Source organism: Butyricicoccus pullicaecorum (assembly GCF_002160355.1).
GTDB lineage: Bacteria > Bacillota > Clostridia > Oscillospirales > Butyricicoccaceae > Butyricicoccus > Butyricicoccus pullicaecorum.
On record NZ_NFKK01000014.1, the window covers coordinates 1 to 20,507 of the forward strand.

Annotated in this window: 20 protein-coding genes; 14 read left to right on the forward strand and 6 right to left on the reverse strand. The window is 51.7% G+C overall.

Translation table 11 applies throughout. The annotated features are described in order from the left end of the window. The 3 genes from B5F17_RS10740 to B5F17_RS10750 form a co-directional block, all read right to left on the reverse strand. A partial coding sequence (locus tag B5F17_RS10740; RefSeq protein ID WP_087373854.1) for a tyrosine-type recombinase/integrase occupies positions 1–589 on the reverse strand: 589 nt, incomplete at its 3' end. 299 nt (positions 590–888) lie between these two features. After that, positions 889–1,089, reverse strand: coding sequence for a hypothetical protein (locus B5F17_RS10745; RefSeq protein ID WP_087373736.1), 201 nt, complete (start codon positions 1,087–1,089; stop codon positions 889–891). A 30-nt stretch (positions 1,090–1,119) separates the two neighbouring features. Beyond that, the gene (locus tag B5F17_RS10750) at positions 1,120–1,416 is read right to left on the reverse strand and encodes an HNH endonuclease (RefSeq protein ID WP_087373739.1); all 297 of its coding nucleotides are present in this window, start codon (positions 1,414–1,416) and stop codon (positions 1,120–1,122) included. A 130-nt stretch (positions 1,417–1,546) separates the two neighbouring features. Between B5F17_RS10750 and B5F17_RS10755 the strand changes: the two genes are divergently transcribed. The 4 genes from B5F17_RS10755 to B5F17_RS10770 all read left to right on the forward strand — a co-directional run bounded on the left by B5F17_RS10755 (position 1,547) and on the right by B5F17_RS10770 (position 4,261). Continuing rightward, on the forward strand, positions 1,547–1,816 hold the full coding sequence (locus B5F17_RS10755) for a helix-turn-helix domain-containing protein (protein ID WP_016148220.1): 270 nt from the start codon (positions 1,547–1,549) through the stop codon (positions 1,814–1,816). 88 nt (positions 1,817–1,904) lie between these two features. Next, entirely contained in the window at positions 1,905–2,186 is a 282-nt protein-coding gene (locus tag B5F17_RS10760) for a DUF960 family protein (RefSeq protein WP_087373741.1), read from the forward strand. A 14-nt stretch (positions 2,187–2,200) separates the two neighbouring features. Further along, positions 2,201–3,313, forward strand: a complete 1,113-nt coding sequence (locus tag B5F17_RS10765; protein WP_087373746.1) for an amidoligase family protein — start codon at positions 2,201–2,203, stop codon at positions 3,311–3,313. Beyond that, a complete protein-coding gene (locus tag B5F17_RS10770) occupies positions 3,314–4,261 on the forward strand; it encodes a class II glutamine amidotransferase (RefSeq protein WP_087373748.1) in 948 nt (315 codons plus the stop codon). It begins immediately after the preceding gene. A 187-nt stretch (positions 4,262–4,448) separates the two neighbouring features. Here B5F17_RS10770 and B5F17_RS10775 read toward each other — a convergent pair whose 3' ends face one another. After that, positions 4,449–6,164, reverse strand: coding sequence for a hypothetical protein (locus B5F17_RS10775; RefSeq protein ID WP_087373750.1), 1,716 nt, complete (start codon positions 6,162–6,164; stop codon positions 4,449–4,451). A 433-nt stretch (positions 6,165–6,597) separates the two neighbouring features. Here B5F17_RS10775 and B5F17_RS10780 point away from each other — a divergent pair, with 433 nt between their 5' ends. The 6 genes from B5F17_RS10780 to B5F17_RS10805 all read left to right on the forward strand — a co-directional run bounded on the left by B5F17_RS10780 (position 6,598) and on the right by B5F17_RS10805 (position 13,671). Beyond that, the gene (locus tag B5F17_RS10780) at positions 6,598–6,846 is read left to right on the forward strand and encodes a hypothetical protein (protein WP_087373753.1); all 249 of its coding nucleotides are present in this window, start codon (positions 6,598–6,600) and stop codon (positions 6,844–6,846) included. A 10-nt stretch (positions 6,847–6,856) separates the two neighbouring features. Next, entirely contained in the window at positions 6,857–8,506 is a 1,650-nt protein-coding gene (locus B5F17_RS10785) for a hypothetical protein (RefSeq protein ID WP_143287725.1), read from the forward strand. Between the two features lie 38 nt (positions 8,507–8,544). Next, positions 8,545–8,883, forward strand: a complete 339-nt coding sequence (locus tag B5F17_RS10790; protein WP_143287726.1) for a hypothetical protein — start codon at positions 8,545–8,547, stop codon at positions 8,881–8,883. Between the two features lie 130 nt (positions 8,884–9,013). Next, positions 9,014–10,039 carry a virulence RhuM family protein gene (rhuM, locus tag B5F17_RS10795; protein WP_087373759.1) on the forward strand — a complete coding sequence of 342 codons (1,026 nt, stop codon included), beginning with the start codon at positions 9,014–9,016 and terminating at the stop codon, positions 10,037–10,039. Beyond that, positions 10,036–12,189 carry a stage V sporulation T C-terminal domain-containing protein gene (locus B5F17_RS10800; RefSeq protein WP_087373761.1) on the forward strand — a complete coding sequence of 718 codons (2,154 nt, stop codon included), beginning with the start codon at positions 10,036–10,038 and terminating at the stop codon, positions 12,187–12,189. The genes rhuM and B5F17_RS10800 overlap by 4 nt, the downstream gene beginning before the upstream one ends. Positions 12,190–12,321: 132 nt before the next feature. Further along, a complete protein-coding gene (locus B5F17_RS10805) occupies positions 12,322–13,671 on the forward strand; it encodes a DUF1576 domain-containing protein (RefSeq protein ID WP_016148605.1) in 1,350 nt (449 codons plus the stop codon). A gap of 359 nt (positions 13,672–14,030) precedes the next feature. Here B5F17_RS10805 and B5F17_RS10810 read toward each other — a convergent pair whose 3' ends face one another. After that, the gene (locus B5F17_RS10810; protein ID WP_016148606.1) at positions 14,031–15,143 is read right to left on the reverse strand and encodes a DUF362 domain-containing protein; all 1,113 of its coding nucleotides are present in this window, start codon (positions 15,141–15,143) and stop codon (positions 14,031–14,033) included. 264 nt (positions 15,144–15,407) lie between these two features. Between B5F17_RS10810 and B5F17_RS10815 the strand changes: the two genes are divergently transcribed. Beyond that, positions 15,408–16,607 carry a coenzyme F420-0:L-glutamate ligase gene (locus B5F17_RS10815; RefSeq protein WP_087373763.1) on the forward strand — a complete coding sequence of 400 codons (1,200 nt, stop codon included), beginning with the start codon at positions 15,408–15,410 and terminating at the stop codon, positions 16,605–16,607. Positions 16,608–16,998: 391 nt separating this feature from the next. Here B5F17_RS10815 and B5F17_RS10820 read toward each other — a convergent pair whose 3' ends face one another. Next, complete coding sequence (locus tag B5F17_RS10820) at positions 16,999–17,586, reverse strand: ECF transporter S component (protein ID WP_087373765.1); 588 nt, start codon at positions 17,584–17,586, stop codon at positions 16,999–17,001. A 176-nt stretch (positions 17,587–17,762) separates the two neighbouring features. Here B5F17_RS10820 and spoVAC point away from each other — a divergent pair, with 176 nt between their 5' ends. The 3 genes from spoVAC (at position 17,763) to B5F17_RS10835 (ending at position 20,421) form a co-directional block, all read left to right on the forward strand. Next, complete coding sequence (gene spoVAC / locus B5F17_RS10825) at positions 17,763–18,200, forward strand: stage V sporulation protein AC (RefSeq protein ID WP_087373767.1); 438 nt, start codon at positions 17,763–17,765, stop codon at positions 18,198–18,200. A gap of 108 nt (positions 18,201–18,308) precedes the next feature. Further along, on the forward strand, positions 18,309–18,632 hold the full coding sequence (locus B5F17_RS10830; RefSeq protein WP_087373770.1) for a rhodanese-like domain-containing protein: 324 nt from the start codon (positions 18,309–18,311) through the stop codon (positions 18,630–18,632). A 334-nt stretch (positions 18,633–18,966) separates the two neighbouring features. Further along, positions 18,967–20,421 (forward strand): aminoacyl-histidine dipeptidase, encoded by a 1,455-nt coding sequence (locus B5F17_RS10835; RefSeq protein ID WP_087373772.1) that lies wholly within the window; start codon positions 18,967–18,969, stop codon positions 20,419–20,421. The last annotated feature ends 86 nt before the right edge of the window (positions 20,422–20,507 follow it).

A 20,507-nucleotide genomic window follows, 5' to 3' on the forward strand; every position in this document is an offset into this window, starting at 1 on the left:
TTTTCCCGTTTTTCGTGAGAAAAATCTCACCGGAAACGGTTTTTTGTTTTTTTGCATACTTCAATAGCTTGCGGCACAGCTTATTCGGCAGTAAAATCACACGAATCTTGCCCTTGAGTGCAATTTCCGCCCGTCCGGCTCTGGCCGCTTCAACCGTCAGATATTTGACCTCAGACACCCGGATTCCGGTGGCGGCGATGGATTCCAGCAGCAGTGCGAGGCGCTCTTGTCCCTTGCGCTCGGCAGTCTGGACAAGTCGTTCATATTCTTCTCGGGTTAATTCTCGTTCCTGACTGCGGAATAATTTACGCTGGATGCGCAGCGTATGCACCCGACAGTCCGAACGATCGATAAAGTCCAGAAAACGATTGAGTGCGATGATCATCGAGTTGACCGTTTCCGGCGCGTAGCCATCGGCAAGCAGCGTCGTTTTCCATGCACAGACCTGCACTTTTTCCAGCGCTTTATCGGCCAACCAGCAAAAAAAATTGCGCACATCGCGCATATATTTTTCAATCGTACCCTCGCTGCGTTCATCCTCCCGGAGCTGTTCTGCAAAAGCTGATAATTGGTTCGTTGCATCGTGCATGGCCATTCTCTCCATCCTTGTAAATATCAAAGTATCATATTTATTTTACTGGAAAGATCAAAGCTGTGCAGCAATTGGTTCTCATACACGCAAAAACCAAAAGAGACACCGCTTACGCGACGTCCCTCCACTTAAACTTCATATTTTCCTGTCAGAACACTTTCCCTCGCACAAGATAGAACAGTTTATTTTTTATACTGGTTACGCACAATGGGTAAGACATACAACTGCTTTATACAATGAGCGGCTGCACAAGAGGTACAGCCGCTCAAAAAAAGATTTGGGTAAACAGTATAGGGTTAGAAATCGTAGCCGCGCTCTTCGAGCAGCTTACGGGCAGCGCATCTTTGAACGACTGCACCTTTCTTTTCGATTTTCAGCAGTTTTTCATCATCATAATTGCGATAACAGTACATCCAATGCTCCACATCTTCATTGAACTTCTCCATCTTTTCGCATGCTGATTGACCCAGCGCACTTGCTTTTTCCCAGAATGACATAAAAAACCTCTCCTTGACTGCAAATTACAATTATTTTTTGGACAGAAAGCGTGAGAAAGGAGTTTTTTTGCTCTCGCGAGAGACAATACGACCGGTGCTGCGGATGAGATCAGGCACGGTGTCGCGCGTGTCATCCTGCTTGGAGCGGTTGCAGTGCCTGCACATACATTGCAGGTTCCATTCTCCGTCAGCACCGCCTCTGCTTTGGGGGATGATGTGATCGATATCCACATCGCCGCGCCGCAGTTTCCGACCACATCTGACACACGTGTACCAACCGTGGTCGCTGGGATTGCTGCCAAAATAAGTATCACGGTAATTTGCCATCTGCTGCACCTCTTTCGTACATGGAATTAGAGGGAATCATTTGTAGCTTACAAGCATATATTATCTCAAAACGAGATAAAAGTCAATGCCATGGTACAGCATCTTTACAATTGATATAAGGAGGCTGCCCATGTATCCAAATCGAATCAAAGAACTGAGAGAAGACCGTGATATTACCCAGCGGGAAGTTGCAGAATATCTCCAGGTTGCGCAGAACACCTACTGCAACTATGAAAATGGGGTGCGAGAGATCCCGATTGAACTTTTGATCCGTTTGTCCCGGTTTTACAAGGTCAATGTGGAGTATCTTCTGGGATTGACCGATCAGGCAGCCATGCTGCCACCGTCCAAAACCTTTCATTCTCGCCATAGCATGTTTTCAAAAGAACCGAAAAAGTGAGACTCAAATCAAATCGAATATATAGTATAGAAGTGAAGCCGAAGGACAAATCCTTCGGCTTTTACTATTCTATAAGGAGCTGATCCCTATGAAATCCCGTTACATCACCCATGGTATCCAGACCACCATTCCACCTTGGCTGCAAACGCTCTTATGGTATATGAGAGACAGCATAGAAGTCCCCGAGCGGGATTATCTGCAAATCTTCCGATTATCCTGTGATGGTGACCGCCAGCGCATTGAGCATGTTCAGGAGCAGCCGGAATACCAGCACGTTGTCGTGATCCCGGGCGAGCAGCCTGTTGATGCCAAGGTGTACATCATCGAAGATCCCGATCACATCACCATGTTGTTAGCAGAAGAATATTAAAGGAGGACTGCATTATGAACGATCATTTTTATGTCTGTGAGCGCTGTGGTGAACGAGTCCCGGCGGATGCCTGCACGATGGTAGCCGATACGATTTTGTGCCCAGACTGCGTGGATACCTCTACCACAGTCTGTGATTGCTGCGGAGAGCGGTTATTTCTGTCGGATGACCACGGAGACGAAAACATCACTCTGTGCGAGCATTGCTACGAGCGGCATTATACGCACTGCGAACGCTGCGGGCGCGTCATTTCATACAGCGATGCCTACTACGAGGACGACGATGAGGACGAACCGCTGTGCTACGACTGTCTGCAAGCTCGTTTGCAGCAGGCGACCATTCACGATTACAGCTACACACCGCGGCTGGTTTTCCATGGCGAGCGCGACAATGCACGTTTCTTTGGTGTAGAACTGGAGATCGACGGCAATGGCAAGAGCCGCAAGAATGCCGGAGAAATCCTGAGTGTCGCCAACGAGGACGCGCAGAATTTATACATTAAAAGCGACGGTTCGCTCGACTGCGGCATGGAACTGGTCACGCATCCGATGACCTTGCAGTACCATCTAGAACAGATGCCATGGAAAAATGTCCTGCGCAAGGCGGTCGGGCTTGGCTATCTCAGCCACCGCACGACAACCTGCGGACTGCACGTTCACATCTCCCGCGCCGCTTTCGGCGAAACCGAGCAGGAGCAGGAACTGTCGATTGCGCGGCTGATCTACTTCGTTGAGAAATTCTGGACGGAGTTGCTGCGGTTCTCCCGACGCACCGAGCGGCAGATCAACCGCTGGGCAGCACGCTATGGTATGAAATTATCGCCGAAAGCTGTGATGGAGTCGGCAAAGGACTCCCGTGCGGGACGCTATACCGCCGTGAATCTTACCAACGAGGACACCGTAGAAATCCGAATTTTCCGCGGCACGCTCAAATACAACACCCTGATCGCCACGCTGCAGTTGGTAAACGCCATCTGCGATGTGGCTGTCTTATTGTCTGATGGGGAATTGCAGGAGCTGTCCTGGCATGGATTCCTTGACCGGATTCATGAACCTGAGCTCATCCAGTACTTAAAAGAACGGAATCTCTACAAAAATGACCCGATTGCTTACGAGGAGGATGAATAAATGTGCAGTTTGTTTGGACTGATCGACTATCAAAATGCCCTGACAACACGGCAAAAGAACCACATTTTACAGGTGCTTAGTAAAGAATGCGAGGTGCGCGGAACGGACGCGACGGGTATCGCGTATAACTTTGGCGGGAACATTAAGGTATTCAAGCGCCCGTTCGCCGCGCATAAGCTAAAGTTTCATGTGCCCAATGGTGTGAGTGTCGTCATGGGACACACCCGGCTTGCCACTCAAGGCAGACCGGCAGACAACTTCAACAATCACCCGTGGTCAACCGGCTCTTTCGCCTTGGCACACAATGGCGTATTGTGGAACGACAGAGAGCTCCGGCAGACCGAAAATCTTCCGGATACCCGGATTCAGACCGACAGCTATGTCGCTGTGCAGCTGCTCGAACAACAGAAAACCCTGGATTTCACGGCCATCAGCGCAATGGCGGAGAAAATCCAGGGTTCTTTTGTATTTACGGTGCTCGACCGGGACGACAACCTGTATTTTGTTCGTGGCGATAACCCGCTCGCGATCTTTGATTTCGGCGGCTTCTACTTATATGCGTCCACCGAAGAAATTCTGCGGCGGGCAATGCGAAAGCTGCGCCTGCACCATCGGGAAGAAATCCATACCGAAGAGGGCGATATTTTGAAGATTGATCGAACCGGCCAGCGCAGTTTTGGACGCTTCACTCCAAATCACAGCATGGAACACTTTTGGCGCAATCCACGGTTTCGCATGCTTTCATGGTTTGATGAAGTGGACGAGCCGGAAGCAATAGATGGGCAAACCGACCTTCTAATTCAGACTGCGAAATCTATGGGCGTGTCCGAAGATGAGGTGCTGGCGCTGGTCGATCTGGGATACGACCCGTGCGAAATCGAGGAACTGCTGTACAATCCGGCACTGCTGCACGAAGCCGCGGCCGAGTTGTTATACGCATACTACTAATAAGAAAGGGGAGTGAACCTATGGGTCTAGGAACCATTCTGGTCGTGATCGGTGAGATCATTGATCTGCTGGAAGACGAGGACGGAGATTAGACAACCCATCATTTGAGTTCTCTCAAGATGTACTCCGAGGTCAACAGAAAGGGAAGGTGCATATACACCTTCCCTCATGTTGGACTTATAACGGATTATGATTCCGTCGTATCCTCAGCATAATATGGTGCGATTCTGACCAGCTCCGCAAAATAAAAACCAACTGCGCACATAGCCTCATCGTAGAGTAGTTCTTGCACACTTTCCTCATCCTTTTCAGGAAGTGACTCGTACTTGTCCCACTCTATAACTTTGACCTTCTCTTTTTCACGTTCAAGATCGTTCAAATACTTCTGCTTGATCTTTTTCCAGTGTTTCTCTGCCTCTGATTTAAATGAGGTGGGTTTATCTTCGTGAAGCGTCACGAGTTTAATCGCATCGCGCACGGTCAGATGCTGTTGAATCCTTTTTCGAATTTCTTTTTTACCGCTCGATGTTCCCCAGAAGTTATCTATACTTTTTCTATAGTATTTAGGAAGATTCTTTCCGCTGCCTGTATAGGGACGATACGGTGCAGAACGATAAATTAACTCCTTACCCAGCTTCGTATACATGAAGTACTTATCAAAGAATTTCTTTACGGCCTTATCACGCGTCGGATTCTCACGTGTGATAAAGAATTTAAGTTCATCTTTTTCAAGATTGTCCAAGTTATTATTAAAAATTACGTTTAATGCTGTCTTGCCGTAATAAGTATCTGGTTTGGTAAATATCCGAAAGAATTGAATCAAATGAAGTACAGTTTCACCATATTCTTCTTTAATATTATCTCCATTGTAATTGAAGTCCAACAAATAATTTGTGATGTTTTCATACAGTTTCGCTGTCTTCTGAGAATCTAACTTGGCAAACTTGGCCACTTTCGATGCTACTAAATGTACGCGGCAAACTGGAGTTGGAAATTTCAATTGTCTAGAAAAGTATTTATTCCAGTCTTTGATCTCCTCATCTAGGTTTTCCTCATAATCTTCAGGCCAAAAAGCTTGTTTGCAGATATTCATTTTGGTAACATGCTGCAAACCAATGGTATGATACAACTCTCCTAGCTGATCTACTAGATCTGTTCCCAGTTTTTTGGTCAAATCGATTAATTCCTTATAAATCACTCTTGTATCCGCAATTTTGATATCAGCGATATGTGGAGTGACATTGATTTTGAGCAAGCTTTCTTTACTCGGAGATCGATTGTAAAAGATTTGGACTGCTGCGGACAGCGCAAACAATGCGGGAAGCGCTGGATAAATCCAATAGTCTGAGAATAGTAGTTGAAGCAGAGGTTTTTTGCACTTTGCTTTTCCTTTCAACAAAGTGGATGTCGTTAATTGGTGCTCCAATTTCTGATAAAATAACTGATACTGCGTATTAATACGTTCTTCCAACGGTTTAAGGATTTCATCCTTCGCTATTCCTGCCGGAAGCTCAATATTTTGCTCTGAACGTTTAAGCTTAGAGTTGAGTCGAGCTAAAAATACTTCCAGATATGCTTCCAGCTCTAAACGATCATCATATTCTTTCAGGTACTCAAAGGATACTTCCTCTATAATTTTCCCGTATTCGTTATACTCACCGAAAACAAACGGTACTATCGCTTGGAAATCCTTTAAATTATCTCGTATTTTTTCGTTGGAAGACAATAGATTGAGCACTTCAAAAATCTGGTGTAAAACAGATGCATTGTTTTCTTGCTCATTCAAAAATGCCTTTAATCTTTCGTTTTTATCTAATAATTCCTTGATGCGAAGACTTCTGTAAAGATCCTTTTTCAAAAAATATGGAGATACCGGGACAGATACGAGTGTATTTAGATTCACACCAATTCCTCCTCTCTGTTTGTTTTATTGTAGCACTCGCGATTAATCTTGTACAGAATCTGTCATCCAAATGACTTAAACTTGTATAGACTTGATACATATTTCTTTCATCAAGTTCACATGCAGAAATATGTCAATAATCGAGTATTATTTCAAAAGAAAGTCAATATATTCTTGGTATACAGCTATAATTTGTGTGTAAATCATAAATCAAGCGATTTTTTACTGTTACAAACTCCCGTCAAAAATCCGTTAAATTTGGCAGAAAAATGCATATTTTTTGACGAGATATCTTATCCATCACCGTGTTATCATACACTTGTCATCGATGAGATTCACACCCGGCGATCGTGCACAATCGCCGGTATACATCACAGGCGCTGGGGGATCTGGAAATTTCGCCCAGATCCCCCAGCAAATTAAGGAGATATCAATGAAAAAGCACGGAATCTGCGACTTCGTCCCCGACTTTCCCGGGGGTAAGAAGGCACGCAAAGACATGGTCGTCAAGGTCGATCTGACCCCGTTGATGAGGCAGATGTACAACGACAATCTTGAGATGGCCGAGAAGCTGGGTCGGTTGGAAGCCCGGCTGGAAATGATGCAAAACAAGCCCACGGTCGAAATCGACCCGGCTGACATTGAAGAGATCGAAAACGAGGAGGAGAACGAAAATGCGTAACAAAGTAACTGTGATTGAAGGCCGAGGTCTGTATGTAGGCGACCGCATGATTTGTAATGGAATTCCGGAGATTGTTGAGGCATTCCATCGCCCAGGCGACTCTGCGCCTACGTGCATCCGGGTTCGCATCCGTATCGGCAGCTTCGTAGACCAATGCGTCGATGTCGCGGTGGGCGATCTGGGATACAGGGCACTGCATCGGGCGATTCCCCTACTGCAGTGCTCGTCATCTCGTCATCGTGCTGTGCTCGACACGTATCTAGTCGAGATTGCGCAGAAATTTCTTGAAAATCCCGAGAAAAACACCGTCAGAGCATACTTTTTCGCCCAAAATGGCATCGTGCATCTTGATAATGGAGCGACCTGCGTCGTGCTCGGCAACCGCGTCCTCGGATACAAGGGTAACCGGTGTATCGCTGAACCCATATGCTCGTGGCGCATTCCTGAAGGCACCCCAGATGCGTGTGTTACCCTTGCCAAGCTGCTCACGAACCAACCGTCTGCGGTGCTGCTGACCACGGCGTACACGCTGCTGACCACCGTTCGCTCGGCAGTTATCAAGTCCGGCGTTGACCTGCAGGCAGTTTTGTACATTACCGGTGCACAGGGCCTGGGCAAGACCACCCTTGCACGGCGTGTTGCCGGTTTCGTAAACAATATCGACACCGACCGACCTGCGTTGTTGTTCGACGCCGGCAGTACGCTCGCTGCCACCCGGGACGCCATGGCCAGTGCACGCGACCTTCCGATCGTTGTGGATGATCTCTGTCTCTCGGCCAGCCGTGCCGCCCAGCAGCGGCGCAAAGATCTGGGTGCGCAGCTCGTACGCGAAGCGGCCAACGTAACCAAGATCATTAAAAAGGCCCCCGGTGGACAGACAATGACGCTCCATAATGTTGCTGGCGTCATCATGACCGCAGAATTCCTGCTGGAAAACGCATCGGACGTGACCCGCTGCGTGATGGCTCCCATTACACAGCCGCTGGACTTACCGGACGCACTGACTCCAAGAGTCATGGCAGGCGCGGTTGAACTATTTCTGCAACATTATCTGCTTGATTCGGAAAAATTACTCCGCCGATTACATCATCTCCTGAAAAACAACGAGCAGATTCCTGCACTGCAAAACTGCCCCGAACAGCGTGTTCGCACCAACCTGACCGCACTGTATTGGGCTTTCCAGGAGTTCGTCGCCATTTTTGCAACAGATATCCAATTTGACAACTTGGCACGCGATCTTGTCCAGAATTTTAACCGTGCGCTCGCCGACTCAGTTGAGCAAACAAATGCAGCGCTTGCCCGTGTGCGCAGTCTGACACCTGAGGGCAACATTGCCTACGTCCTGCTGAATGCATACCACAGGCAGCAATTCAACCTGATGCCAGAAGGTAAAAAGATCCGCAAACTGCTAAAATACGACGGTCTGCTGATCAAAAATAAGCTCTGCCTTCGTACATGTGCGCTCCAGCAGGTAGTAAACCAGAGTCCCGGATACCGAGGTTGGACCCTCAATCGCATCGTTGCAGAACTTGTTTCCTGCGGTGCATTGTGCATCCAAGAACAGGGGACCTACCAGATCAAGGTGTCCGATGACTCGGACGCTCTGCGGGTCTACTGTATCAAAATTGACGTTCTGGAACAAGCCGCAGAGCGTTATTGAGTGCAATTCCATGCGGTGCAGCTTGATGACTGCACCGCATGGATTCTCAGACCTTTCAATCCGTTTTGGTGTATAAACCCGCTCAAAACGGTGGAAAATATTGTCACGGAGGTGAACGCCCATTGCAGATGCAAGTAAACGAAAAGACAAAAACCATAGAGCTCTGGCTGACCCGTGCCGAGAAAAACGACCCGGCTTTTCGTGCGTCACTCAAGCCGCTGTATCAGCAGTACACAGCGCAAAAATATATTGTCGCGGTGTTCCTGTCCGGCGATGGCGATTTGTACCAGCAAACGCGCGATTTATTGATCTATAACCGCAAGCGCCTCGCCGAACAAGAAGTACAAAAGCAGCGTCAGTCAGCCATATTTATGTGATATCGGGCAGCAGCCAAAAACTGCTGCCCTGTTTTTTCACGCGGTGCTTGCAATTTACCGCAATCCGTTTTACAATGTTGTCTGTAATATAAATTCAAATTTTGTTTTGTGTTGATAAGAGGAGGGCATCATGGAACAATCCCCCATGCAGCAGGGTCAGATCCTGCTCTACAACAATGGCAGTGAGAAGGAGTTCGTCAACGTCGTGTTTCAGGACGAGACCTTCTGGCTGACGCAGAGTGGTATGGCCGAGCTGTTCGACTGCTCGACCGACAACATTTCTGTACACCTCAAAAACATCTATGCCGAGGAAGAGCTATCCCCCGAGGCAACTACCGAGAAAATTTCGGTAGTTCGTCAGGAGGGTTCCCGACAGGTGCGCCGTACGCTGGACCACTATAATCTTGATGCCATTATCGCCGTGGGCTATCGGGTCAACTCCAAGAAAGCCACCCGCTTCCGCCAGTGGGCAACCAAGACACTCAAAGAGTACATCCAGAAAGGCTTTGTACTCAACGATGACATGCTCAAAAACGGTAATCCCTTTGGTCGGGACTACTTTGATGAACTGCTCGAGCGCATCCGTGAGATCCGCGCCAGCGAGCGCCGCGCCTACCAGAAGATTGCCGATGTATTTGAGCAGTGCAGCTATGACTACGACAAGAATAGTCAGACGACCAAGGATTTTTATGCCTTCGTGCAAAACAAGCTGCACTTTGCTGTAACCGGCAAGACCGCTGCCGAGCTGATCGCTGAGCGGGCAACACTGGACAGTCCGACCATGGGACTGACCACTTGGAAGGGTGCGCCCGACGGCAAAATTCTTAAGAGCGATACGCTGGTGGCCAAAAACTACCTCAATGAAAAAGAGCTGTCCAAGCTCAACCGACTGGTAGCCATGTTCATCGACTACGCCGAACTGATGGCAGAGGACGAGCAGCTGATGAGCATGGAGGATTGGCTGCACGAGACCGACCGCTTTCTTACAAACAATCGCCGCAATGTACTCGATCACAAGGGGCATATCTCGCGGGAGGCGGCAGTCAAAAAGGTCAGCGAGATCTATGCCGAGTTCCGCAAAAAGCAGGACGAGGAATATGTCTCGGAATTTGACCGTGTGATGGAACAATACCTGAAGGGAGGCAACCATACATGATCGAAAAATTTGACATTGCAGGCTACTGCCGAATTTCGGTCGATGACGATCTGGATCGGGACAACGTGTCCATCGAAAACCAGAAGGCGATCATTCAGGACTTTGTCAGACAGAAATTCCCGGGCAGCACCCTCACCTTCTACGAGGATCGTGACCGCTCCGGTTACACGTTTGAACAGCGCGAGGGCTATCAGGCACTGCGCAAAAAGCTGATGGGACACAAGTATGAAATCCTCATTGTCAAGGATTTTTCCCGTTTTTCGCGCCGCAACAGCCGTGGTCTGGTTGAGCTGGAAGATCTGCGTGATGCCGGCGTGCGCATCATTTCCATCGGTGACGGCATCGACTTTCCCAACGATGATGACTGGCTGAAAATCCAGTTTCAGTTCCTCATCAACGAGATGCCGGTCACGGATACCAGCAAAAAGGTAAAAAATGTCATCAAGCGCCGACAGGCTGACGGCAAGTGGATCTGCGCTGCACCCTACGGATACATCATCAACAAGCGGCAGGAGTTTGAGATCGTCCCCACTGAGGCCGACATTGTGCGCACGATCTTCCGTCTGTACAACGAGGAAGGGTGGGGTTACAAAAAAATTGCAAACTATCTGACCGAGCAGGGCATCCCGACCCCGCGTATGGCCGAGCGTGACCGCAAAGAGGCGGCTGGTGAGGAATACAAGCGTGCGGTTAAGGCATCCTGGGCGATTGTGACCGTACAGGGTATTCTGGACAACGATTTCTACATCGGCACGCTGCGTCAGGGTAAGTACACGCGCAAGAAGATCAACGGCAAGGATGTCCGGCAGGCCGAGGACGAACAGATCGTGATCGAGAACCATCATCAGGCGATCATTGACTACCGCACGTTCGCGGTCACCCGGGCCCTGCGCGAAAAGCGCACAACTTCTCACTATCGCGGCATCAAAAAATACGACAATGTCTACTCTGGTTTTCTGGTCTGCGGCGACTGCGGCAGTCCCATGTTCGCCATGAGCCGCAAGGATCTCAAGAGTGCGTACACCTGCGGTTCCTACCACCGTCGCGGGCGAGCGGGATGTACCTCGCACCACATCCGGACGGACAAGCTCGACGAGCTGCTCAAAAGCTACATCCGGCAGGTGATGGAACATTCCGCAGACATGCTCGAGCGACTCAATCAGGATCTGGCCCGTGAGCAGGGGGACGTGACCGAGACCGAACAGAGCGCCGATCATCTGGCAGAGGTTCTGGTCGATCTGCAGAGCGAATTAAAGGCGACCAAGCGCCAGCGCATCCGCGACCTGATGAAGCACCCCGATCAGGAAGAACTGCTGGAGGAAACCTATGATGAACTCGAGGCAGAGCTGCAAAAGAAGATCGAGGGCATTCGCCATCAGATTGATATGCTGTCGGACAAGCGCAACACCATCATTCAGGTCAACCGTGCAGCCCGCACGGCGATGGATGTCTTTGCCGACATCCTGAACAAGGATCCGCTCGAGCGGAATGATCTGGAGCTTATTATCCGACAGATCAAGGTCTTTGAGGATCATCTGGAGATCGAGCTGCAGGCCGATGTCGATGCCATCCTGCGGGCGGGTACGCTGGAGGACGCCGTAAATTTTAAGAACGGCATGGAGCATATCGCACCCGTCACCATTGTCCAGTCGTCGAGCAAGCGCCCGGACAAGGTGTTTCATGCCAATGTTATCAGTGACGGCGATCCGCTGGAGATCTACACCGACCGCGACGGCGAGGTCATCTTCAAGAAATATTCGCCCATGGGCGAGCTGGGCACCTTCGCGGGCGAGCTGGCCGAGGCACTGTCCCGAACAGCCGGTCTGTCGTGCGCCATCTGTGACCGCGACGCGGTAATCGCTGCGGCGGGCGGCGCCAAGAAGGATATCTTCGAAAAGGCCATCTCAAACGACCTGGAAACCCTCATGGAGCAACGCCACGTCTACGAGCACACCGGCTCGGATGACACCCTGCACGTATCTGACAACGACCCCTACCAGGTCGTTGTCGCTGCACCCATCATCTCCGAGGGCGATGTGACCGGCTGCGTAGCACTCCTGTCGGACAGCACCGACATGGTTGCCACCGAGGTCGAGAGCAAACTCAGCCAGACCGCCGCCAGTTTCCTCGCGCGGCATGTAACCATGTGACCGTCAGGACTGTCTCTTGTCAGGGACAGTCCTTTTTTCCGTCCGCTATTGACGTGCCTTTTCGTATTTGTTACAATAATGCAAGAAAGCGGGGCATTTTCCCCGCATTTTTTCGCAAAAGGAGACCCTTTCATGGATTCACACGCACATGCACGCTATGAGCGGATGCCGTTCTTCCTCTGGGGCTATACTGCCCTGCTTTTGGTTGCCGGTCTGCTGCTCGGCCCGCTCTCTCAGCTGCCCGCCGGTCTGTCCAAGATCATTTTGACTGAAACCGCGCTCATCACCGACTATGTGCTCGTCGCAGGCCCCGGTCCCGCGCTGGTGAATGCTGCGCTGGTCACGGCCATCAGTATCCTCATTCTGCATTTTGCCCGCGTACCCTACAACGGTATCACGATGGTCGTCATCGGTCTCATGTCCGGTTTTTCGCTGTTCGGAAAAAACTTCCTCAACATCTGGCCCATTCTGCTCGGCGCATGGCTGTACGCCAAGAGCCGTCACGAGCCCTTTTCCAAGTACGCACCCACCGGTCTGATGGCAACCGCGCTGTCTCCGGTCGTCAGCTACTTTGTACTCGACAACGGCTGGGGTACCCTGCCGACCGGCATCCTCGCCGGTATGATTATCGGCTTTATCCTGCCCGCCCTGTCGGCCTATACTTATAAAGTACAAAACGGCATGAACCTTTATAATGTCGGTTTTGCCTGCGGTCTGGTCGCCTTTCTGGTCGTGCCGCTCATCAGCTCGCTCGGTGCCACCCCGACCACCCAGTACCGCTGGGCAACCGGCTGCACCCTGCCGTTCACCGTTCTGCTCGTCGTCCTGTGCGCCGTGCTCATCCTGTCCGGCCTGCTGCTGTGCGGTCAGCGCCCGGCGGCTGTGCTCTCGACCTATCGCCGTCTGCTGCGCACCAGCGGACGCGCTCCCAGCGATTACCTGCGCATGTTCGGTCCCGCACCCACGCTGGTCAACGCTGGCATCAACGGTCTGATCGGTTTGGCACTCATCCTCGCCATCGGCGGCGACCTCAACGGCCCCACCGTCGGCGGTATCCTCACCATCATGGGCTTTTCTGCTTTCGGTAAACACCCGGCAAACATGTTCCCGGTCATGTTCGGTGTCCTGCTCGGCAGCGTGGTCATGCACTGGTCGCTCGCGGACAGCGCCGTCCAGCTTGCCTGCCTGTTCTGCACCACCCTCGCACCCATCAGCGGCTATTTCGGCTGGCCGTATGGCGTGCTCGCTGGTTTTATCCATGCATCGGTTGTACTCTATACCGGTTCCCCGGTCGCAGGTATGAATCTATATAATAATGGATTCTCCGGCGGTCTGGTCGCCATCGTATTGTACGCAATCATTATCGCTGTCATCCGTCACCGTCGACCGGAAATTCAGGACGAGGATTACTTCGATATCGTCACACACGATGAACCCGCAACGCCGCGCACCGCTTATCAGGTAACCGAAAAGAAGGAATAAGGAAAACCCGCCGAAGGCGGAAATCGGGATTCTCAAGGGACGCGTCCCTTGAGCCCGTCCAGGTGGAACCTGGTCGCCGTCCGCAGACGGCGAAATCCCCTCTTGATTCCGGTCTTTTGGCCGGAATCAACTAAAATAAAAAAGAAAAGCGCGACCCGCAGGTCGCGCAATCTCTGAAAAGACCGTCCATGTGGACGGTCTTTTCTTTTTGTTTGTTTTGGTTGAAACCCGGGTCGGACACCGGGTTTCAAAGGGGGATTTCGCCCGTTGCGACGGGCGACTCAGGGCTCTGCCCTGAGAACCCGCAAACCTTTGAAAAGGTTTGATCCAAACTTCAATATTTGGTGCGGTGCTTTCTGTTAGATCTTTACCAGTTCATAAGTTCTGGTACCCAGTCCCAGCTTTTCCGCGTGCTCGAGTGCACTCTGCCAATTGGTCTCCGGGTGTGCTGCATGGAAATGATCGTGATGATCGTGTTCTGCACCCTCGTCAAACAGTGCCGACTGCGGGTTTGCAGGCATTGCATTGACCGCATCTGCGCATGCCTGATCGAGTGCAACCGGGTCAAACGATGCGAACATACCGACATTGGGTACGATCGGCACATCATTTTCTGCATGGCAATCACAGTTGGGCGAAACGTCCAGAACCAGCGAGATATGGAAGCACGGACGGCCATCGACGACCGCCTTGGTGTACTCGGCAATCTTGCGGTTAAGTACGATATTGGACTCATCGTAATCGCACGCGATGGCATCCTGCGGGCACATACCGATGCAGCGGCCGCAGCCGACGCACTTATTATGGTCAATGCTTGCCTTGCGGTCTGCGATGGTGATTGCACCATGCGCACACACGCGGGTACACATGCTGCATCCGACGCATCTCTTTTCATGCACGCGCGGCTTGCCTGCGTTGTGCATCTCCATCTTGCCGGCACGCGAGCCGCAGCCCATGCCGATATTCTTGAGCGCACCGCCAAAGCCGGTGTTCTCGTGACCCTTGAAGTGGCTCAGCGAGATAAATACGTCGGCATCCATAACCGCCGTACCGATCTTAGCTTCCTTGATGTACTCACCGCCCTCGACCGGGACGTAAACCTCATCCGTACCCTTCAGGCCGTCACCGATGATGACATGGCAGCCGGTGGACAGTGGCGAAAAGCCGTTGAGATAAGCCGAATCCAGATGATCAAGCGCGTTCTTACGTCCGCCGACGTACAGGGTATTGCAGTCGGTCAGGAAGGGCTTGCCGCCGTGTGCCTTGACGTAATCTGCAACCGTCTTTGCCCAGTTCGGACGCAGAAACGCCAGATTGCCTGGCTCACCAAAGTGCATCTTGATTGCGGCGTACTTTTTATCAAAGTCAATCGTTCCCATTCCCGCCTTGTCCAGCAGTCTCCACAGCTTCTGCTGCAGGTTCTCGGTCAAGGTCGTGCGGAAATCGGCAAAATATACCTTTGAAGCTTCCATAGTCAAAAAAACTCCTCTCTCTGTCTCTTTTTCAAAAGACCTCTCGAATCAGTTTTAGTATACACCATGGAGTCTACTCCAAGTCAAGCCATCCCGCTTCCTTTTCCCTCTTTTCTCTGCCGCATTGCAATACTTCGCAAAAAATGCCATTTTCTTGCGTTTAATAGTTGTCCTGACGCATAAAAAACGGTATAATAAAGAGTGCCCGACGGCATAGCCGTCACAAGATGTCAAAATCTGAATCATGAAAGAGGATTGAAATTTATGGAGAGAATGATCGGTACTGTATCGCGCGGTGTACGCGCCCCTATCATCCGTGAGGGCGACGACCTGGCACAGATCGTAGTCGATTCGGTGCTGGCCGCTGCCGAAAGCGCACCGTTCACCATCGAAGACCGTGACGTTATCGCAGTCACTGAGGCAGTTGTCGCACGTGCACAGGGCAACTACGCAAGCGTACAGAACATCGCTGCTGATGTCAAGAACAAGCTGGGCAGCGGCACGGTCGGCGTGATCTTCCCCATCCTGAGCCGTAACCGTTTCGCGATCTGCCTCAAGGGCATCGCAATGGGCTGCAAGAAGGTCGTGCTGATGCTGAGCTATCCCTCTGACGAGGTCGGCAACCACCTGATCGATCTGGACGAGATGGACGAAAAGGGTGTAAACCCCTGGACCGACGTGCTGACCGAGGAGAAGTACCGCGAGCTGTTCGGCTACAAGACCCACGTATTCACCGGCGTTGACTACGTTGACTACTACAAGAAGCTCATCGAGTCGACCGGCGCTGAGGCTGAGGTCATCTTTGCAAACGACCCGCGTGCAATTCTGGAGTACTCCAAGAATGTTCTGGCCTGCGACATCCACACCCGCGCACGCACCAAGCGTCTGCTCAAGAAGGCTGGCGCAGAGGTTGTCTGCACCCTGGACGACATCATGACCGCAAGCATCGATGGTTCGGGCTACAACGATCGTTTCGGCCTGCTGGGCTCCAACAAGGCAACCGAAGAGACCGTTAAGCTGTTCCCGATTCACTGCGACGAGATGGTTTCCAAGATTCATCAGATGATGGCCCTGAAGACCGGCAAGAACGTCGAAGTTATGATCTACGGCGACGGCGCATTCAAGGACCCGGTTGGCAAGATCTGGGAGCTGGCTGACCCGGTTGTCTCCCCGGCATACACCGCTGGTCTGGAAGGCACCCCGAACGAAGTCAAGCTCAAGTATCTGGCTGACAACGACTTTGCAGACCTCAAGGGCGATGCGCTCAAGGAAGCAATCAAGGGCTACATCCACGAGAAGGATGAGAAGGCTCAGAGTCTCAAGGGCACCATGGTAACCCAGGGTACGACTCCCCGCCGTCTGACCGATCTGATCGGTTCGCTGGCTGACCTGACCTCTGGTTCGGGCGATAAGGGTACCCCGATCATCTACATCCAGGGTTATTTCGATAACTATACCAAGTAATTATCACCGCACCCCTAATAAAAGCTTTCGCCAGCCTTTCTCGAAAGGCTGCGGGTTCTCAGGGCAGAGCCCTGAGCCGGACTCCGCAGAGTCCGGAATCCCCTTTTGAAACCCGGTGTCCGACCCGGGTTTCAACCAAAACAAACAAAAGGAAAAGACCGTCCATCAGGACGGTCTTTTCAGAGATTGCGCGACCTGCGGGTCGCGCTTTTCTTTTATATTTTAGTTGATTCCGGTCAAAAGACCGGAATCAAGAGGAGATTTCGCCCGTTGCGACGGGCGACTCAGGGCTCTGCCCTGAGAACCTGCAAGCCTTTCGAGAAAGGCTTGAGCGAAAGCTTCATTTCGCCTGCGGGCGGGATTCCGTCTTTTCGGGCGGGATTCCGTCTCTTTAAGAATGGTGGTAGACGTGCTGGCCGAAGGTCGTTTGTTCGAGTGCACGTCTTAAAACAGGCACCAGAACCAATGCGACAACCACGCCTGCCGTTGCGTTAATGAGCGATGCGGTGATATTGGTCGTAACAGCCAGCACAGCATTGGTCACGGACGATGCACCGAGTGCCATCTGACCGATGATCTTACTGCCGATGTACATTGCCGAATAGCTATATGCGCCGACGATTGCTGCGACGACATTGCGCGGGAAAGATTTACCGGCAGCGCCATGCCAATGTGCAATGGTACCGCACAGGCCGGCCATAATAAAGTAACGAATGAATGTGATCCATGCTTCCTTTGCATAGACGGGGTCGAGCAGGTCAAACAGTGTACAGCCGATTGCCGCCGACAGTGCACCGCGCCAGCCGCCGAGCAGCAGTGCAGCGAGGATGCAGATGCCGTTGCCGAGTTTAATACTGGTCTTACCTCCGATGGTGGGCAGGTCGATCTTGAAGAAATAGGTTGCGACGAAGACAAAGGCCGCCATCAGCGCAATCGCTACGATATCGTAGGTGCTGATTCCCTTTTTTTGCGTGTTCATGGTGTTTACCTCCCTGTTTTGTGTGATCTTTTATTGCACTAAAGTTTATCAGGGAACTGACCTCTTTTGAATAGTCAATTTTATATATTTTTATAGGGTCAGAATAAAATGCTGGCAGGTGCTCCATACTATACCGGAACTCCCAAATGACTGAAACCTGAGAGGAAGTGTCTTCCATGAAGCTGACAAAAGAAGAATACGCCGAAATGCTGGGCAGTCAATCTCCGCCGTCCAACCTGCTGCTCGACATGGTCTGGGCGTTTGTGGTCGGTGGTCTGATCTGCACGATCGGTCAGGCGGTGTCCGAGTTTTACAAATCCCGGGGTCTGGACCAGACCGCTGTCTCGGCTGCGACTGCAATCACGCTGGTATTCCTCGGCGGACTGCTGACCGCCCTGCATCTATATGATAAGATCGCCAAAAAAGCAGGTGCCGGTACGCTGGTGCCCATCACCGGTTTTTCCAACGCCATCGTCTCCCCTGCCATGGAATTTAAGTCCGAAGGCTTTGTGCTCGGTCTGGGCGCCAAGCTGTTCGCCATCGCCGGGCCGGTTCTGGTCTATGGCATTTCGGCCAGCGTCATCTATGGACTCATCCTGTTTTTCATCTCCTAACGGCCGCAAATATTTTTACCATTTTGGTGTACAAAGCATTGACGGCAGGCGCGATGCGGTGTATCATACCCCTAGATTCCCATTTTCGACAGAAAGGAAGTTTTCTCCATGGGTATGTTTATGCAGACCTTTCACACCATCTCGCCCGAAGAGGCCAAGAAGATGATGGATGAAAAGCCGGTCACCATTCTGGACGTGCGCGAGCCGTCCGAGTACGCGACCGGTCATATTCCGGGTGCACGCAATCTGCCGGTTGGCTCCATCCGCCGCACCGCGCAGGCCGAGCTGCCCGATCTGGACGCAACCATTTTGGTCTACTGTCTGACCGGTGCGCGTTCGGCGACCGCATGCACAATTTTAACCGAACTCGGCTACACTGCGGTGTACGACTTTGGCGGGATCGCACTCTGGCCATACGAAATCGAGGACTAAAACCACATAATTTGTCGAAAAGACCGCGGCAAGCGGTCTTTTTACTGTCGTGAATAAAAAATTTTTGTTTCCTTTTGTAGAACTCGGTCTTTTCTCCGTGTTCTACTCCATCAAAAGATGACTTTTCGTTGTGTTTCTCAACATTTCACCCGTTGTTGTTTTATGAATGTATCAGATAAAAGCGTTAAAATGTTGCGTATTTTCCTACATTTCCGTAAAATGACATTGATTTTAGTCTAAGAAAGTGTTAAAATTGTCACATCGTGATGTTTGGAAAAACCGCTTCCCGGCGATTTTCTTTGACACAATCTACTAGCAAAGGGATGTATTACGTATGACTTATAAGATTACCGGTTATCAGCCCGAGCGGCTGTTCCACTTCTTTGAGGACATCAGCGCAATCCCGCGCGGATCGTCCAACGAAAAGGCTGTCAGCGACTATCTGGTTGCCTTCGCTAAGGAGCGCGGTCTGTGGTATCACCAGGACGCGCTGCACAACGTCATCATCAAGAAGCCCGCAAGTGCAGGCGCTGAGGACAAGCCGGCTGTTATGCTCCAGGGTCATCTGGACATGGTATGCGAGAAGCTGGCCGGTGTTGACCACGACTTCGAGAAGGACGGCATTGACCTGATCGTCAAGGACGGCGTGCTGACCGCAAACGGCACCACGCTGGGCGGCGACAACGGTGCAGCTGTTGCGCTCATGCTGGCAGTTCTGGACGACGATGCGCTGGCACATCCGGCGCTCGAGTGCGTCTTCACCACCCAGGAGGAAACCGGTCTGACCGGTGCTGCCGGCCTGGACAAGTCGCTGATCTCGGCGCGCACCATGATTAACCTGGACTCCGAGGAAGAGGGCATCGCAACCGTCAGCTGCGCTGGTGGTATGCGCTTCACCATGACCCGTCCCATCACCCGTCACACCGCTTCTGGCAAGCTGCTGACCATTGACGTATCCGGTCTGCTGGGCGGTCACTCGGGCACCGACATCAACAAGGAGCGTCAGAACGGCATCATCCTGCTGGCGCGTCTGATTAACCGCGTGCTGCACGAGACCGGTGCACAGCTGGCTTCCTTCGCAGGCGGTTCCAAGGACAACGCAATTCCGCGTGAGGTCAGCGCTGTTCTGGTCTGCTCGGATGCTGACATCGAAAAGGCACAGTCCATCGCAGACGCGCTGGCTGCTGATTTCGCTGCCGAGCTGGTTCCCTTCGAGCCCGACTTCAAGTGCGCTGTCTCGGTTCAGGATGGTGCAGCTGAGGTTCTGTCCGAGGCTGACGCCAAGGCATTCATCAGCGCAATCTGCCTGGCACCCAACGGTGTACGCCGCCGCAACCTCAAGCAGGACGGCTTCGTCGTAACTTCGCTCAACTTAGGCGTTGCCCGCATGGACGACACCACCGCGTCTCTGGTCTTTGCACCCCGCTCTTCGGTTGCATCGCTGCAGAACTACACCACCGACTGCCTGTATCTGTTGGCTGAGACCTTCGGCTTTGACTGCGACATCGCAGGCGCATATCCGGGCTGGAGCTTTGCAGAAGAGTCCCCCATCCGTGACACCTTCATCGCAAGCTATCGCGAGCTGTTCGACGCAGACCTCAAGATCGAGGCAATCCATGCCGGTCTGGAGTGCGGTCTGTTCTCGGATGCACTGCCCGGTCTGGACGCGATTGCAGTCGGCCCGACCATCCGCGGATGCCACACCCCCGACGAGTATCTGCCCCTCGATTCCTTCGAGCGCTTCTACTCCCTGCTGACCGACGTGCTCTCTCGTCTGGCAAAGCACTAAAAAACCGGTCACATTTTGACTAAATCTTATGCACCTCTGCATAAATTTCCATTTCTGTCACCAAAAGGACTTTCCTTTTGACAGCT